At 60.8% G+C, this 15,003-nt stretch carries 12 protein-coding genes; 6 read left to right on the forward strand and 6 right to left on the reverse strand.

All coding sequences use genetic code 11. From position 1 onward, the window contains the following. Positions 1-55: 55 nt before the first annotated feature. The 4 genes from tsaC to EKH79_RS11935 all read right to left on the reverse strand — a co-directional run bounded on the left by tsaC (position 56) and on the right by EKH79_RS11935 (position 5,636). Positions 56-628 (reverse strand): L-threonylcarbamoyladenylate synthase type 1 TsaC, encoded by a 573-nt coding sequence (gene tsaC / locus EKH79_RS11920; protein WP_126674050.1) that lies wholly within the window; start codon positions 626-628, stop codon positions 56-58. Then, positions 629-3,127, reverse strand: coding sequence for a DNA topoisomerase I (locus EKH79_RS11925; RefSeq protein WP_126674051.1), 2,499 nt, complete (start codon positions 3,125-3,127; stop codon positions 629-631). A gap of 135 nt (positions 3,128-3,262) precedes the next feature. Beyond that, positions 3,263-4,408 (reverse strand): DNA-processing protein DprA, encoded by a 1,146-nt coding sequence (dprA, locus tag EKH79_RS11930; protein WP_126674052.1) that lies wholly within the window; start codon positions 4,406-4,408, stop codon positions 3,263-3,265. Between the two features lie 79 nt (positions 4,409-4,487). Next, on the reverse strand, positions 4,488-5,636 hold the full coding sequence (locus EKH79_RS11935; RefSeq protein ID WP_126674053.1) for a LysM peptidoglycan-binding domain-containing protein: 1,149 nt from the start codon (positions 5,634-5,636) through the stop codon (positions 4,488-4,490). Between the two features lie 189 nt (positions 5,637-5,825). On the opposite strand from EKH79_RS11935, the gene def reads away from it, so the two are divergent. The 6 genes from def to EKH79_RS11965 all read left to right on the forward strand — a co-directional run bounded on the left by def (position 5,826) and on the right by EKH79_RS11965 (position 12,551). Next, positions 5,826-6,335 carry a peptide deformylase gene (gene def, locus EKH79_RS11940; RefSeq protein WP_126674054.1) on the forward strand — a complete coding sequence of 170 codons (510 nt, stop codon included), beginning with the start codon at positions 5,826-5,828 and terminating at the stop codon, positions 6,333-6,335. A gap of 32 nt (positions 6,336-6,367) precedes the next feature. Further along, on the forward strand, positions 6,368-7,309 hold the full coding sequence (gene fmt, locus EKH79_RS11945; protein ID WP_126674055.1) for a methionyl-tRNA formyltransferase: 942 nt from the start codon (positions 6,368-6,370) through the stop codon (positions 7,307-7,309). Next, positions 7,306-8,601 carry a 16S rRNA (cytosine(967)-C(5))-methyltransferase RsmB gene (gene rsmB, locus EKH79_RS11950; protein ID WP_126674056.1) on the forward strand — a complete coding sequence of 432 codons (1,296 nt, stop codon included), beginning with the start codon at positions 7,306-7,308 and terminating at the stop codon, positions 8,599-8,601. The genes fmt and rsmB overlap by 4 nt, the downstream gene beginning before the upstream one ends. A gap of 113 nt (positions 8,602-8,714) precedes the next feature. Beyond that, positions 8,715-10,466 (forward strand): ArnT family glycosyltransferase, encoded by a 1,752-nt coding sequence (locus tag EKH79_RS11955; protein ID WP_126674057.1) that lies wholly within the window; start codon positions 8,715-8,717, stop codon positions 10,464-10,466. Between the two features lie 28 nt (positions 10,467-10,494). Then, complete coding sequence (locus EKH79_RS11960; RefSeq protein WP_158621235.1) at positions 10,495-11,517, forward strand: glycosyltransferase; 1,023 nt, start codon at positions 10,495-10,497, stop codon at positions 11,515-11,517. Next, positions 11,514-12,551, forward strand: a complete 1,038-nt coding sequence (locus EKH79_RS11965; protein ID WP_126674059.1) for a glycosyltransferase family protein — start codon at positions 11,514-11,516, stop codon at positions 12,549-12,551. Before EKH79_RS11960 ends, EKH79_RS11965 begins: the two co-directional genes overlap by 4 nt. Positions 12,552-12,782: 231 nt before the next feature. On the opposite strand, the gene EKH79_RS11970 is transcribed toward EKH79_RS11965, so the two are convergent. Both EKH79_RS11970 and EKH79_RS11975 read right to left on the reverse strand, forming a co-directional pair. Beyond that, a complete protein-coding gene (locus tag EKH79_RS11970) occupies positions 12,783-13,637 on the reverse strand; it encodes a glycosyltransferase family 2 protein (protein WP_126674060.1) in 855 nt (284 codons plus the stop codon). Next, a complete protein-coding gene (locus EKH79_RS11975) occupies positions 13,634-14,911 on the reverse strand; it encodes an O-antigen ligase family protein (protein WP_126674061.1) in 1,278 nt (425 codons plus the stop codon). The genes EKH79_RS11970 and EKH79_RS11975 overlap by 4 nt, the downstream gene beginning before the upstream one ends. Positions 14,912-15,003 lie beyond the last annotated feature (92 nt).

Consider the following 15,003-nt stretch of genomic DNA (forward strand, 5'->3'; position numbering starts at 1 on the left):
TCACGGTCTGGGCTGAATCGGCCCCCACCGCACCCCCGGATATGTACTGCAGGATTCAGGTTCGGATAATAGCGCCAGTCAGTGCGTCGCGGATCGTCGTCGGCTGGGCTGCGCCGCCGAGTGGCGCATCGACAATCCCATCCAGTCCATCGCCGAAATAATCGGCCACGGTTACCAGGTCGCGGGCCGGTGGTTCGCCGTGTGGATTGGCGCTGGTGGAAACCAGCGCACCGCCAAAAGCACGGCATAAACCAGCGGCGGGTGCGTGCGCAGTCACGCGCAGGGCGATGCCGGCGTGCGCGCCCGCCACCCAATCCGGTACGTCTGCGCTGCGCGGAAAGATCCATGTAAAGGGCCCCGGCCAGCTGGCTCGTACTTGAGCCAATACACCGGCAGGCAACTTTGTCATGTCGATGTAGCGTTGTGCCTGGGTGAAGTCCGCAGCGATCAGCAAGACGCCTTGCGTCGGCGGCCGCTGCTTGAGCGTGAAGATGCGATCAAACGCTTGCCGATTGTGCGGGTCGCAGCCCAGACCGAACACGGCCTCGGTGGGATAGGCGATCACGCCGCCACTTCGAAGTGAAGCAGCGGCGGCGTCGAGTTCGGCGAGCGTGTAGTGCCGCGGCACTCAGGCTCCGGTCTTTGCAGTCGATTTCTTGGCGGCAGCTTTCTTGGTGGCAGTCTTTTTGGTTGCCGATTTTTTGGTGGCTGCTTTCTTGGTTGCCGTCTTGGCGACCGTTTTCTTTGCTGCGGCTTTTTTCGTCGAGGCCTTCTTGGCTGCCGGCTCGCCTTTTTTGGCTGCTGCCTTCTTCTTGCCGAAACGACCTTTCTTCACCGGCGCGGCGGCCAGCAACTCGGCGCATTGCTGCTCGGTCAGATCTTTCGGTTCCTGATCTTTCGGAATGCGTGCGTTCTTCTCGCCGTCGGTGATGTACGGGCCATAGCGGCCGTTGAGCACCTGCACGCCGTTGCCGAAATCCTTGATGATGCGGTTGGCGAGCAGCTCAAGTTTTTCCTGCACGATCTGCAGTGCGCGCGGCAGCTCGATGGTGTACGGATCGTCTTCCGGTTTCAGCGAGGCATACACACTACCCTGCTTCACGAACGGACCAAAGCGGCCGACACCTACGCTGACTTCTTCGCCGCTTTCCGATTGACCAAGTTTGCGTGGCAGCTTGAACAGCTCGATCGCCTCTTCCAGCGTGATCGTGTGCATGCTCTGGCCCGGACGCAGCGACGCGAACTGCAGCTTCTCGTCGACGTCTTTGTCGCCGATCTGCGCATACGGTCCATAACGGCCAAGACGTACGGACAGCGGCTTGCCGGATTTGGGATCGGCGCCCAGTTCGCGTGCACCGGTCGCTTCGCTGCGATCGACCGTCTCGGTCTTTTCATCGACCTGCTGCTTGAACGGCTGCCAGAAGCGTTCCATCAACGGTACCCACGCTTCCTCGCCACGACTGACCGCATCGAGCTCGTCTTCAAGCTTGGCGGTGAAGTCGTAATCGACGTATTGCGTGAAATGTTGGGTAAGGAAGTTGCTGACCGCGCGGCCGACATCCGTCGGTTTGAAGCGACGGCTATCGAGCAATACGTATTCGCGATTCTGCAGCACCTGGATGATGCTGGCGTACGTCGAGGGACGACCGATGCCGTACTCCTCCAACGCCTTCACCAGGCTCGCTTCGGAAAAACGCGGCGGCGGCTCGGTGAAATGCTGGTCGGCGGCGATATCTTGCAGCGGCACGTCTTCGCCTTTCGTCAGACGTGGCAGACGGCGGCCTTCGTCATCGTCCTCGGCAGTCTTTTGATCGCGGCCTTCTTCGTATACCGCCAGGAAGCCTGGATCGACCACCGTGGTGCCGGTGGCGCGGAATGCTGCGTCGCCGCCTTTGACGTGCTTGACGTCGAAGTCCACGGACACGGTGTTCATCGTCGCGTGGATCATCTGGCATGCGACGGTGCGCTTCCAGATCAACTCGTACAGCTTGCGCTGCTCATCGTTGAGGAACGCCGCAACTTCGCGCGGCGTGCGCATGGCCGAGGTGGGACGAATCGCTTCATGCGCTTCCTGCGCATTCTTGGATTTGGTGCGGTAGACCTGCACCTGATCCGGCAAGGCCTTGTTGCCGAAATCGCGGGCGATGAGCTGGCGCAATTCGTCCAACGCGTCGTTGGACAAGGCGGTGGAGTCGGTACGCATATAGGTGATGAGACCGACGTTGCCTTCGCTGCCCAGACTCACACCTTCGTACAAGCCCTGCGCGACCTTCATCGTGCGGCTGGTACCGAAGCCGAGCTTGCGTGCGGCTTCCTGTTGCAGCGTGGATGTCGTGAACGGCGGCGCCGGGCGGCGCTTGCGTTCCTTGCTGGTGACCTCGCTAACCGTGAGGCGGCCGTGCGCGGCTTCTTTCAGTGCATCGCGTGCAGCCGTTGCATCCGCTTCGTTGGTGAGATCGAACTGCTCGAATTTCTTGCCGTTCAGTTTGGTCAGGCGCGCGCTGAAATCGCCGTCGGCGTGGCGGAGCTGTGCTTCGACCGTCCAGTACTCGCGCGCGACGAATGCTTCGATCTCTTCTTCGCGTTCCACGATCATGCGCAGCGCGGGGCTTTGCACGCGCCCGGCGGAAAGACCACGTTGCACTTTGCGCCACAACACCGGCGACAGATTGAAGCCCACCAGGTAATCGAGCGCACGACGCGCCTGCTGCGCATCGACCATGTCGTGCGAAAGCTCACGCGGTGCTGCCACGGCGGCCTTGATTGCCTTGGGCGTGATTTCAGAGAACACCACGCGGTGCATCTGTTTGCCTTTGGAAATGCCGCGCTCTTTCAAGATCTCGCTGATGTGCCAGCTGATCGCTTCGCCTTCGCGGTCCAAGTCGGTCGCCAGATAGATGTCGTCGGCGATCTTGGCAGCCTTGGCGATAGCGTCGACGTGTTTCTCGTTGCGCTCGATCACCTCGTACTTCATCGCGAAGTCGTGCTCGGTGTCGACCGCACCTTCTTTCGGTTTCAGATCACGCACGTGACCGTAGGAGGCCAGGACCTGAAAGTCCTTGCCGAGGTATTTGTTAATCGTCTTGGCCTTGGCAGGCGATTCGACGATGAGCAGATTTTTTGCCATGTGGCTTGGGGTTCCAGGGGTCCATCCGCAGCCGTATGGACACGACTGCCTATATATAGTTGGAAGCACGCCGGCTTGACGGCTGTCAAGCTGGCGCGCGTGAAACCGCGGTCTGGAGCGCCTTTCGCGCTTGGCTCAACCCCCGGGAAGACGCTGGTAGCGCCCGCCAGGGAGACCCTCGACGCGGCCTTCCAGCTCCAGCATGAGCAGCATGGATGACAGAACGGCGGCGGTCTGCCCGGTTCGTGCTGCCAGCTCGTCCAGCGCCACCTGCTCGTGTCCGAGCACGTCCAGCAGGCGCTGATACTCCGGATCGACTCGCCAGCCGCCTATCGCCGTCTGGCCGCGTTCCTGGCGATCTGCGGGCGACTGCTCCAGCCGCTGGGCCAGTTCAACACCGAGCGCCCTTGCAGCAGGAATGAGGGATTCGACGATCTCCGACGCGCTTTCCACCAGCCGCGCACCTTCCCGAATGAGCCGGTGGCAACCGCGAGCGAGGGGATTATGGATGGAACCGGGCACGGCGAATACCTCCCGTCCCTGCTCGCCGGCCAATCGGGCGGTAATCAGCGAGCCCGATTGCAGGCCTGCCTCGACCACCAGCGTACCCAGCGACAACCCCGAAATGATGCGATTGCGCCGCGGAAAGTGGTCGGTACGGGCGGCCGTACCGGGTGGAAATTCGCTGACCAGTGCGCCGTGCGATTCAACCCGCGAGGACAAGTCGCGATGTTTGCGCGGATAGACCAGATCGGGGCCCGTGCCGATCACGGCAACGGTCGGTTGCCCGGCTTCGAGCGCAGCCTCGTGTGCAGCACCGTCGATGCCGTCAGCCAGGCCGCTGGTAACGACGAAGCCAGCCGTCGCAAGCGTTCGCGCAAACGCACGCGCATTTGCCTTGCCCGCTACGCTCGCACTGCGCGCGCCCACCATGGCGACCTGCGGCCGTAGCAAAAGGCTGGCATCGCCGCTCACGAATAGCGCGGCGGGTGGTTGCGCGATGGTTTCCAGCTGCGGCGGGAAGTCGACGTCGGTAAAACGAAGCAAGCGATGGCCCGGCTCCGCCAGCCATGCAAGATCGGCGGCGATGCGCGCTTCGTCCGGCTGCTCAAGCCACGCTGGCGCTCGCGCATCGAGCGCGGACGCATGGCGCCGCAAGTGCGCAAGTGCTTCGCCGATGCTGCCCTGCGTCGCGGCAAGCCGCTCGCGCAGGCCAACCGATCCCAATCCTGGTGTGCGCAAGGCTATCAACCAGTCGCGCAATAAAGCGTGCTCGTTCATGCCGCGAGTCTACGCGAGGCCCGGAAACAACAACGGCGCGGGATCACCGCGCCGTGCTGTGGGTGAATCACGCCGGAAATTATTCCGGCATCTTCATCCTTGCACCGATCTTCACGGGCTTGAGGCCATCCATCACCAGGCCGTAGCTCACGTGATCAAACGTGCGGAAGATCATCATGTGTCCGACGAATTCATCGGGCAGCGTCACGAACTTGTGGTTGTAACGGCTGAAGCTGTCATGTGCGACGTCATCAGGCACTTCTTCGCCCGGCTGCCACAGCGAGAAGGTCATGCCGTTGTCGACGCCATCCTTCGAACCCACCGAGAGGACGACGACGTCGTTCGGACCGACCTGAGTGAGACGCTCCTGCGAATAGGCGATTACGCGCCCATCGGCCGGCAATGTCTTCGGCGGATGCGGGTAGTAGTAGGGATCGTACGGGTGGTCGTCGATGGGCATCAGACGATCGCCAGCGCGAATTTCGAGGGTCGAGCTCAGCAGTAGCAGCGTCGCGGGATCGCCGCCACGCAGCACTTCGGCGGTGCCGATGACCGTTACTTCCATGCCCAGCGTATGGCCACGGAAAGCATGGTTGGGAGTGCTGCGACCCAGATCCGTCGCCCACTCTTCTGACCACGGCGTGTGCGTCGTGGCGACGTCGCTGTCCACCAGGTTGGCGGCCATCTCGTCACTTTCCTGCTCTTCCGAACCGCCATAGGTGCGGAAAACGTGCGTCGGACGCACGACCGCCCAACGCTGGCCCGGCTGCGCCTGGATGTTGCGCACATAGAGGTTGCGGCCCGACGTGCCGGTGATGTCGCCTTCTTCGAAGCCCATCACGTACGGGGCGTTCTTCACCTCATCCGGATCCACGACACGCGAATCCTTGAGGTATGGCAACAGCTGGTCGACCGGAATGGCCGGGATCGCATCGCCTTCGCGATGAATCGCGGGCTCGAGACGCAGCCCCGGACCACCGTTGATAAAGGAAAGATCGAGCACGTCACCCGGATAAATCAGGTGCGGGTTGTGAATCTGAGGGTTGGCCTGCCAGATCTCCGGCCATAGCCAGGGCTTGGACAGGAAGCGGGCAGAGATGCCCCACAAAGTGTCGCCGCGGCGCACGGTATAGCTGTCGGGATGGTCGGCGCGCAGCTGAGTGCCTGCAGCGTAGACGGCCACCGTGACCAGCATGCCGGCCAGCAGCCCAATGGACTTTCTAATCATAACCGGGATTCCCCCTCCCCCAACGCTTGGGCGAGTGTAACCGAACCGTTAACCCAAGCAACACGTGCCAGTTGGCAAATTCGTCTGCCGACAATACGTTGAAACACGTACAATAACCATATTCTAGGGGGCGCAAGGGCAGGCTTTTACCAATTCGCCCGCAATTTCAGCGCCCAAGGCAGGTCCTTCATGTCCATTTTGACCATTCTTGAGTTTCCCGACCCCCGGCTTCGCACCAAGGCCGAACCCGTCACCGTATTCGACGCTTCATTGAAGCAGTTCGTCGATGACATGTTCGAGACGATGTACGAAGCCAACGGTGTAGGCCTGGCCGCCACGCAGGTCAACGTGCACCAGCGCGTGCTGGTCGCGGACATGAGCGAAGGCCGCAACGAGCCGCTCGCCTTGATCAATGCCGAGATCCTGGAGAAGGACGGATCGCAGGTCTATCAAGAAGGTTGCCTGTCCTTCCCCGGCATCTATGCCGACGTTACGCGTGCATTGAAAGTCAAAGTGCGCGCGCAGGATGTCGACGGCAAAACCTTCGAGCTGGAAGTGGAAGGGCCGTTGGCCGTGTGCATCCAGCACGAAATGGATCACCTCGCCGGCAAAGTCTTCGTCGACTATCTGTCGCCGCTGAAGCGCTCGATTCTGCTCAAGCGCATGGAAAAGCAGCGCAAGCAGGCGGCAAACGGTTGAGCTTTCCTCGCTCCTCACATCCGAGTCCATCCATGGACTCTCCCCGCGTTCGTATCGTTTTTGCCGGTACACCGGAGTTTTCCGTCCCATGCCTTGAAGCCTGTCGCGCAAGTGGCGCAGAGGTTGTCGCGGTCTACACACAACCGGATCGTCCCGCTGGCCGCGGACGCAAGCTCACGCCAAGTCCGGTCAAGCAGGCTGCTCTCGCCGCCAACATTCCGGTCGAGCAACCTGAAACGCTAAAGACCGTCGAAGCGCGCGAAACGCTCGCCGCCTACCAGCCTGACTTAATGGTGGTGGTTGCCTACGGATTGATCCTCTCGCGCAAAGTGCTGGCGATTCCGCGGCTGGGTTGCTGGAACGTCCATGCAAGCCTGCTGCCGCGCTGGCGCGGTGCTGCACCGATTCAGCGCGCCATTCTTGCAGGCGACAACGAAAGCGGCGTCGATCTCATGCAAATGGAAGCCGGTCTCGACACCGGCCCCGTTTTGCTCGAACGCCGCACACCCATCACTCGCGACGACACTGGCGGCTCGTTGCACGATCGGCTTTCCTTGCTCGGCGCCGATGTGCTTACGGAGGGTTTGCGTCGCGTGATCGTCGGCGAAATGCTGCAAGCACATCCACAATCCGACGACGGCGTGATGTACGCGCACAAACTCGACAAGGCCGAAGCACGACTCGATTTCACGCGCGCAGCCATGGCGCTGGAACTTCAAGTGCGCGCCTTCGATCCATGGCCCGTCGCGGAAGGCGAGATCGCTGGTGAAAACGTGCGTATCTGGGCAGCACGCGCCACGGAACAGACGCATCAACACACGCCAGGCAGCGTGATCGCAGCCCAACGCGACGGCATCGACATCGCCTGCGGCGAAGGCGTGTTGCGCGTTACAGCGCTGCAGCGCGCAGGTGGCAAGCGCATCACGGCGGCTGATTATCTCAACGCACGCCCCGAACTGCGCAGCGCACGATGAACGACACCCGCGCCCTCGCAGCGCAGGCGCTGGCCGATATCGCCTTGCGCGGCGCCTCGTTGCGCGATGCCATGGAGCAGCGCGCACCCAAGTTGCACGATCCGCGCGATCGCGCACTGCTTATGGCGTTGCTCAGTGACGGCGCACGCTGGTGGCTGCGTTTCGATGCAGCGCTGGATCATTTGCTCGATAAGCCCCTGCGCCGCAAAGAACCCGAAATTCACGCATTGCTGGTGCTTGGGCTGGTGCAGCTGGAAGTCCTGCAGTTGCAGGATTACGCCGCTGTCGCCGCTACGGTAGAAGCAAGCCGTGCACTCAATCGCCCGCGCTTGTCCGGATTGGTTAACGCGGTACTTCGCCGCTGGCAACGCGAACGCGAAACCTTGCTGACGCAGCTCGATGCGCAACCGCAAACCCGTTACGCGATGCCGCCATGGCTGGTCGCGGCGATAAGTGCCGATTGGCCGGCACATGCCGACGATATCTTTGCCGACAGCAATCGCGAACCGCCACTAATGTTGCGCGCGAATAGCCGCCGCATTGCACGCGATGCGCTCCTTGAAAAACTGCGCGCCGACGGTTACGACGTTCAGGCGCACGCATGGTTGCGCGATGGCATCGTGTTGCCCCACAGCACCGATGTCACACGCATGCCGGGCTTTTCGGAAGGGCTCTTCGCCGTGCAGGATGGCGCTGCGCAAGTTGCTGCCGATCTTGCCGATGTGCGCAACGGCCAGCGTGTGCTCGACGCGTGTGCGGCCCCGGGTGGCAAAGCCTGCCATCTGCTTGAACGCGCCGACATCGCGCTGACCGCGCTCGAATTCGATGCCGGGCGCACCAAGCGCATCCGCCAGAATCTGGATCGCCTTGGACTGCAGGCCGATGTGCAAATCGGCGATGCGGGCAACCCTCAAAGCTGGTGGGATGGCAAACCGTTCGACCGGATTCTTATCGATGCGCCATGTTCCGCCACGGGCGTCATGCGCCGGCGCCCGGACGTTCGCCTGCATCGGCGAGCAAGCGATATCGACGCGCTGGCCGCACAACAGCAGCGCATTCTCGCTGCGCTATGGCCGTTGCTCGCACCAGGCGGCCGGCTCATTTACATCACATGCTCGTTGTTGCGCGCGGAAAATGACGTTGTTGTCAGAAATTTTCTGGCTGATCGCAACGACGTCGATGTTGTGCCGTCGACGCTGCCTGCTGGACAAGCCGCCGCAACCGGCTGGCAGATCCTGCCCGGCGATGGCGATCTCGATGGCATGTACTATGCCGTGCTTGAGCGCCGCTAGCTCCACTCCCTCTTCCCTCCGGGGAGAGGGCCGGGGTGAGGGGTCAATCTTGCGATGAGCCTCATCGCCTTCAATCAGCTTTTTTAAAACACCGTCGCGAAGTAATGGTATTTATGGCTAGCACGGCCCCTCACCCCAACCCTCTCCCCAAAGCGGAGAGGGAGTTAGTCTCCGAACGCCGCCAGTTCTGGCTGTTGATGCTGTTCGCGATCGTGATGCTCGGCATTGGCATCGGCCTGCGCGATCCGTGGCCGTCGGACGAACCGCGTTTCACGCTTGCGGCCAAGCAGATGGTCGAAAGCGGCGATTGGCTGTTCCTGCATCGCGGAACCGAACTCTACGCCGACAAACCGCCGATGCTGATGTGGTTGGAAGCGGCGAGCTTCGAAATCGTACGTAACTGGCGCGTCGCGTTTTTACTGCCATCGCTGTTATCCGCACTCGGCACGCTGTTGCTGGTGTATGACCTGGGACGACGGTTGTGGAATCGCAAAACGGGCATGTACGCGGCGATGGCCGTGCTGATGTGCATCCAGTTCGTGTTCCAGGCCAAGCGTGCACAGATCGATCCACTGGTGGTGTTTTTCATCACCGCTGCCAATTGGGGCCTGCTGCGACATCTGCTTTGCGGACCAAACTGGAAACTGTTCTGGTTCGGATGTTTCTGCGCGGGTCTCGGCGTTATCACGAAAGGCGTGGGTTTTCTCGCGCTATTCATGCTGCTGCCGTACGTATGGGCAACGCTTCGCGGCTGGAACGGCGTTGCAACCATGGGAGCAGGCGCATGGTGGCGCTGGCCGCTGGGTCTTGTTGCCACGTTGATCGCGATCGCTTTGTGGCTGGTGCCGATGTTGCTGATCGCTCATGCTCACGCCGATAACCCGATCTACGCCGCGTACGTCAACAACATCCTCTTCCATCAGACGGCGGGACGTTACGCGCACGCATGGCATCACATCCAATCGCCGGTTTACTACCTGCCGATTATGGTCTACGCGTGGCTGCCGCTGTCGCTGACGTATCCGGGCAGCCTTCCGAGCTGGTGGCGCGCGCTGAAGGCAAAGGACGCACGCATTTTCCTGCCGTTGGGCTGGATGGTACTAGTGCTCGTTTTCTTCAGTGCATCGGCCGGCAAGCGCGATGTTTACATTCTTCCGATCGTGCCGATGCTTGCGCTGATCACGGCGCCTTATCTTGAAGAGATGCTCAACGCGCGTTGGCTGCGCCTGCTTTGTGCGCTGTTCGTTGCCGCGATGGGTACCGCACTGCTGGCGCTTGGTATGTATGCGTTGACGACGCATCCGGCGTTTGCGGCAAAACTTGCCTACACCCGCGGATTCGACGGCCCCCAAAACTGTCTTTGGTGGATGTGCATCGTCATCGGCGCCGCGCAATGGATCTTGCTCGCATTCTTCCGCTTGCGCCGCGCGCATTGGGCGCTGGCTGGCGGCATGCTGGCCTTGTGGGTGGTGTGGGGCCTTTGGGCTTATCCCTTGCTCAATGACAGCAGTTCGTCGGCGGGCTTGATGGCCAACGTGCGTGCGCACCTGGGCGATCACGACGAAATCGGGCTGGTCGACTGGAAAGAGCAGAACCTGCTGATGCTCGATCGGCCAGCTATCGATTTCGGTTTCAGCGCACCGACATCGCAGCAGTTTACGCAGGCGACGCAATGGCAAGTTGCGGCACCCGCGACGCGCTGGCTGTTCGTGCAGGAACCCGCGATGGGTCATTGCGTCGACCGCAGCAAGGCCATCGATGTGGGTCATGCCAACCGGCGCAATTGGTGGCTGTTCAAGGCCGATGCCGTCATACCCGGTTGCGTCCCGGCGGCAAATGCCGATGATGACGAGACCGGTGATTGATCCATTCACAGAACGCACACGGCAGACCATGAGCAACATCAACCTCATTGCACGCGACAACGGTGCCGGCCTCAGCCGCGACATGCACCTGCTCGCCACGTTGCTGCGTGAGGGCGGCCACGACGTCACGATTACCGGCCTGGGTCATCGCAGCCGTCTCAGCAATCGCCTGCGGCGCCTGTATGCACGGATTCGTCGTCTGGTGCGCGGCTGGTTCAGCGGAACGTTCAATGCACGCTACGACATCAACATCATGCTTGAACATGTGCGGCCGGAATCGTTCGATCAGGCGCACGTCAACATACTGATTCCCAATCCGGAATGGTTCCGCGAAGAATGGCTGCGCGAGTTGACGCAGATCGACCTGATCTTTGCGAAAACCCGGCACGCGGAGCGCATCTTCAGCTCGCTTGGATGCCGCACCGTGTTTATCGGTTTTACCGGCAACGACTATCTGGACCCGGATGTCGTGCGGCAACCGACGTTCTTCCATGGGCCTGGTCGCAGTGGCAACAAAGGCACGATGCCCTTGCTTGAGCTTTGGGCGCAGCATCCGGAATGGCCGTCGTTGACGGCGGTATGGCGGCGCAAACATATCGAACTGCCCGCGATGCCTGCGAACGTGAATCTGATTCGCGACTATTTGCCCGAGGAAGAATTGCGCCGGCTGCACAACGCCAGCACGTTCCATCTTTGCCCATCGCAGACCGAAGGTTTCGGTCATTCGCTGATTGAGAGCCTGAGCACGGGTTGCGTAACCATCACTACCGACGCCGAGCCGATGAATGAATTGGTTACGCCTGCCCGCGGTGTCGTCGTGCATGCGCATGACGCAGGCACGCAGGAACTGGCGACACTTTACGACTTCGATCTCGATGCCATGCGCGGCGCGATCGAGCGCTGCATAAGCATGTCGCGAGAGGAGCAGGCATCGCTCGGTCATGCTGCGCGTGAATGGTATGAAGCGAACGATCGATCGTTCCGCCAGCACTTTCTCGAAGCGATCGCCGCCGCTGCGGCATCGGCATCCACCAAGCGCGATGCTGCATGACGAATACTCGCGCGCCGCTTCGCGTCAATCTGGTCGTCCGTGACAACGGACTTGGATTGACACGCGACGCCCAATTGCTGACCGATGCACTGAAAGCAAACGGTTGCGACGTGCATGTCACTTCGCTTGGTGAAAAAGACGAACAACTGCGCTGGCGTTATGGGCGCGGACGGCGCGTCTTTTTCAGTCACTGGCGACATGCATGGGCGCGGATGCGCGGGCGGGCGCCGTACGACGTCAACATCATGTTCGAACACCTGTGGCCGCTGCATCTTCCCTTGGCGCGCTACAACATTGCGTTGCCGAATCCGGAATGGTTCGATTCCAAGGATGCTCGCCACTTGCGCCGCATGGATCATGTCTGGGCCAAGACGCGCTACGCGCAAAAGCTTTTTGAGGACATGGGATGCACAACATCGTTTGTCGGTTTCGACAGCGATGACAACTATGACCCGCAGGTGCCACGTACGCGCCGTTTCTTTCATCTGGCAGGTGGCAGCCGCATCAAGGGCACTGAGCGATTGCTGGCGTTATGGCGCAAACATCCGGAGTGGCCGCAGCTGACCGTTCTGCAAAATCCGGTGTGCGCGACGCCAGGACCTGCGCAAGCCAATATCCGTCATTGCGTCGAATACATTGCGCCCGAGGCATTACGGGAATTTCAGAATGCACATGCTTTCCACCTGTGCCCCTCGGAAGCGGAAGGTTGGGGGCATTACGTCGTAGAAGGCATGGGCGTAGGCGCTGTTGTGATCACCGTCGATGCGCCGCCGATGAATGAGCTTGTTTCGGCTGAACGCGGCCTGCTCGTCGCGTGTCGTGAAGCTGGCACGATGGGGCATACCGTTACGTGGCATTTCGATGAAGCGGCGATGGAACGCGCGATCGAAGACGCTATGCAGATGAGTGACGAAGAGCTGCGCGACAGAGGTCATCGTGCACGCGATTGGTTCGCGCGAAACCACGCTGAGTTTGCTCGGCGCGTAGGCAACGCCCTGACTGAGATCTTGCCCATACATAACAAAGTCTTGTGACGTCATTCCGGCGCAGGCCGGAATCCAGTGGCGTTACGCTGCAAGAAGTGCCGGACATCATCAATCAATGATGTGTGCTCCGCACGACGTATTTAGACTGGATTCCGGCCTGCGCCGGAATGACGTTTCTGGGCTTTATCCCGGTCGGATAGCGTCTGGCTGCCCGCACCCCAACAAGCAAAACGCGTGATGTCTTGAAGAACAGGCGGATTTAAACCACACCGATTTAAATCAAGACGCAATCACCGGATCAGACAAATGCTTGTCGATACCGAGTTCGCAACGTGTAATTTTCTGCTCGATCGTCGCGTGATAAATCCGATTGTTCGGCAAGCTCAGGTCGTTGACATCGACTTGCGCGCGCGTCTTATGCTCCAAATGCGCCGCCAACGCGCACCATTTCAATTGACGGCGACGCAGCCCGGCATTTTCCAAACGCGCGACCAGCTCGCGATCTTCAGCGCCATATCCTTCCATGCGCTCATCGAAGCCGTTGACGCGTAGCAGATCGCTGCGCCAGAAGCTCATGTTGCAGCTCATCACTCGGCCGCCGTTCTTGCCCTTCGCCTTCCATCGAGCAAGGGCAGGCGCGCGGAAGGAATAGATGCGCCGAATACCGTCGAAAACGTGAAAGTCGACATCGGCCCACGGCGCAAACACAGGACGGCCACCCGCGAGCAAGCGCGCTGTTTCACGGGGCGTGGTCTTGAATCGCCCGCCCTGCAGGAAATAGCCGGGCTCGGCGAGCATCAGATGATCGGCGATGAAAGACGGGTGCAGGATCATGTCGCCATCGATCAGCACGATGTAATCGCCCCTGCTCGCAGCGATACCCAGATTGCGGCACCGCGCAGCACGAAAACCGAGGTCTTCCTGCCAGATGTGCCGAATCGGTACCGGGAACACTGCCGCCATCGATTTGACCAGCTGCCGCGTGTCATCGGCGGAACCGTCGTCGGCCACGATCACTTCATCCGGCAATCGCGTTTGCCGGGCAACACTGTTCAACACCTGCGCCAGCGCGGCCGGCCAGTTATAGGTGATGACGATCAACGTTACCTTTTGCGGTTTCGCCGCAACGGTCATGCAGGCATCTCCGTTCTGCCGCGGCGCTGGCTATCGCGACACTTGCTATCACGAACGCGCCACGCCAAACCCATGCTCATCGCCAACGGCAACCAGCCAAGAAACCATTCCACGCTCGGCTTTTGCATCAACTCCGGCGCATCGAACTGGAACGCTACAGTGGCAAACACCCACACCGCCAACAAACAGCGGCCGGTGGAGATATGCCGAAACAGCCATGCGCGCCAGCCTACGATCAACCACAGCGCCACAAACACCAACATACCCGGAATGCCCACCATTATCGCGGTGTGCGTGAAAACATTGTGGCTGTGCGTCCAGAGCTGATCGGCGACTTGAATCGTGTAGTGACTGCCTTCACCAAGCCCGCGCCACGGATGCTGCTCGATCCAGCCCCAGGCTTGCTTGAAGATTTGTGGGCGGTAGGACATGCCGCGCTCTTTCACGTACTGCCAGCCGCCAAACGCCACGGCAATAAGCGATAGCGCAAGAATAACGAGGGCTCGCAGCTTCACGTGCCCATGCCGCGCCGCCAGCAACATGCAACCTTGCGCCACCAAAATGGCCAGCCATGCCGAGCGGCAGTCGGTCATGATGACGAAGATGACCATCACCACCAGCGCGAGGGTTTGCAGCACGTGCATCCACCGTGTGCGCACAGCGATCTGCGTCAGCCACATGATCGCCGCGCCATAAGCAAACGCGGCGAGATTGGGATTGTCCAGCGCACCAAACGCAACGACGCGACCTTCCGTTTGCCAGCTGAGCGTGTGCAGCACGCGCGACGGAAAAATCGTCATCGCGCCAAGCGCCACGATTGACAAACCTATCGCCGCCCAGAAAAGCAGCCGCCGGAACCAGAGTGGATTGCCCGCCACCACCGCGGCCCAGACGATGACGAACAGCACGATGTAGACGGCATTGAAAAACATGTCGCCGACGTGACCGTAATTGGCCCAGATCGACGAGAGGCTGGCCCACGCGAGAAATACCAGCAGCAGCCGTCCATCGATGTCGCCGAGCAGACGCCGCCCGAATTCACCACGCCGCTTCCACACCCACCACAGCGCAGGCGCGATGAACAGCACGATCAGGCTGTCGTGATAGGGCTTTCCGGGATTCCAGACTTTGTCGCCGACCGGGCTTGCGGCCAGACCCACCAGCAACCACCACATACCCAGCAGCAGCCAGCCGTAGACCCATCTGGGCAAATCGGCCTGCAGATGGAAACGCTGCCCGGGAGTAACGGAATTGTTGGCCTTTGTCATTGGCATGCTGGTACAAAACTTCCTGATAGCAACGGCACCACGTCATCGCGCCTTGTGTACGGCAGACAAGGCGATCCCGTTTCGTGCGGCATCCATTG

The sequence above is a fragment of the Dyella dinghuensis genome, from assembly GCF_003977615.1.
GTDB lineage: Bacteria > Pseudomonadota > Gammaproteobacteria > Xanthomonadales > Rhodanobacteraceae > Dyella_B > Dyella_B dinghuensis.

What these genes read in the sequence shown, in the direction of transcription:
- EKH79_RS11960 (WP_158621235.1), top strand. Translation starts at nt 10,495, where the DNA reads ATGAGCAACATCAACCTCATTGCACGCGACAACGGTGCCGGCCTCAGC.
- def (WP_126674054.1), top strand. Translation starts at nt 5,826, where the DNA reads ATGTCCATTTTGACCATTCTTGAGTTTCCCGACCCCCGGCTTCGCACC.
- rsmB (WP_126674056.1), top strand. Translation starts at nt 7,306, where the DNA reads ATGAACGACACCCGCGCCCTCGCAGCGCAGGCGCTGGCCGATATCGCC.
- EKH79_RS11975 (WP_126674061.1), bottom strand. Translation starts at nt 14,911, where the DNA reads ATGCCAATGACAAAGGCCAACAATTCCGTTACTCCCGGGCAGCGTTTC.
- EKH79_RS11955 (WP_126674057.1), top strand. Translation starts at nt 8,715, where the DNA reads ATGGCTAGCACGGCCCCTCACCCCAACCCTCTCCCCAAAGCGGAGAGG.
- EKH79_RS11925 (WP_126674051.1), bottom strand. Translation starts at nt 3,127, where the DNA reads ATGGCAAAAAATCTGCTCATCGTCGAATCGCCTGCCAAGGCCAAGACG.
- dprA (WP_126674052.1), bottom strand. Translation starts at nt 4,408, where the DNA reads ATGAACGAGCACGCTTTATTGCGCGACTGGTTGATAGCCTTGCGCACA.
- EKH79_RS11965 (WP_126674059.1), top strand. Translation starts at nt 11,514, where the DNA reads ATGACGAATACTCGCGCGCCGCTTCGCGTCAATCTGGTCGTCCGTGAC.
- fmt (WP_126674055.1), top strand. Translation starts at nt 6,368, where the DNA reads ATGGACTCTCCCCGCGTTCGTATCGTTTTTGCCGGTACACCGGAGTTT.
- EKH79_RS11935 (WP_126674053.1), bottom strand. Translation starts at nt 5,636, where the DNA reads ATGATTAGAAAGTCCATTGGGCTGCTGGCCGGCATGCTGGTCACGGTG.
- EKH79_RS11970 (WP_126674060.1), bottom strand. Translation starts at nt 13,637, where the DNA reads ATGACCGTTGCGGCGAAACCGCAAAAGGTAACGTTGATCGTCATCACC.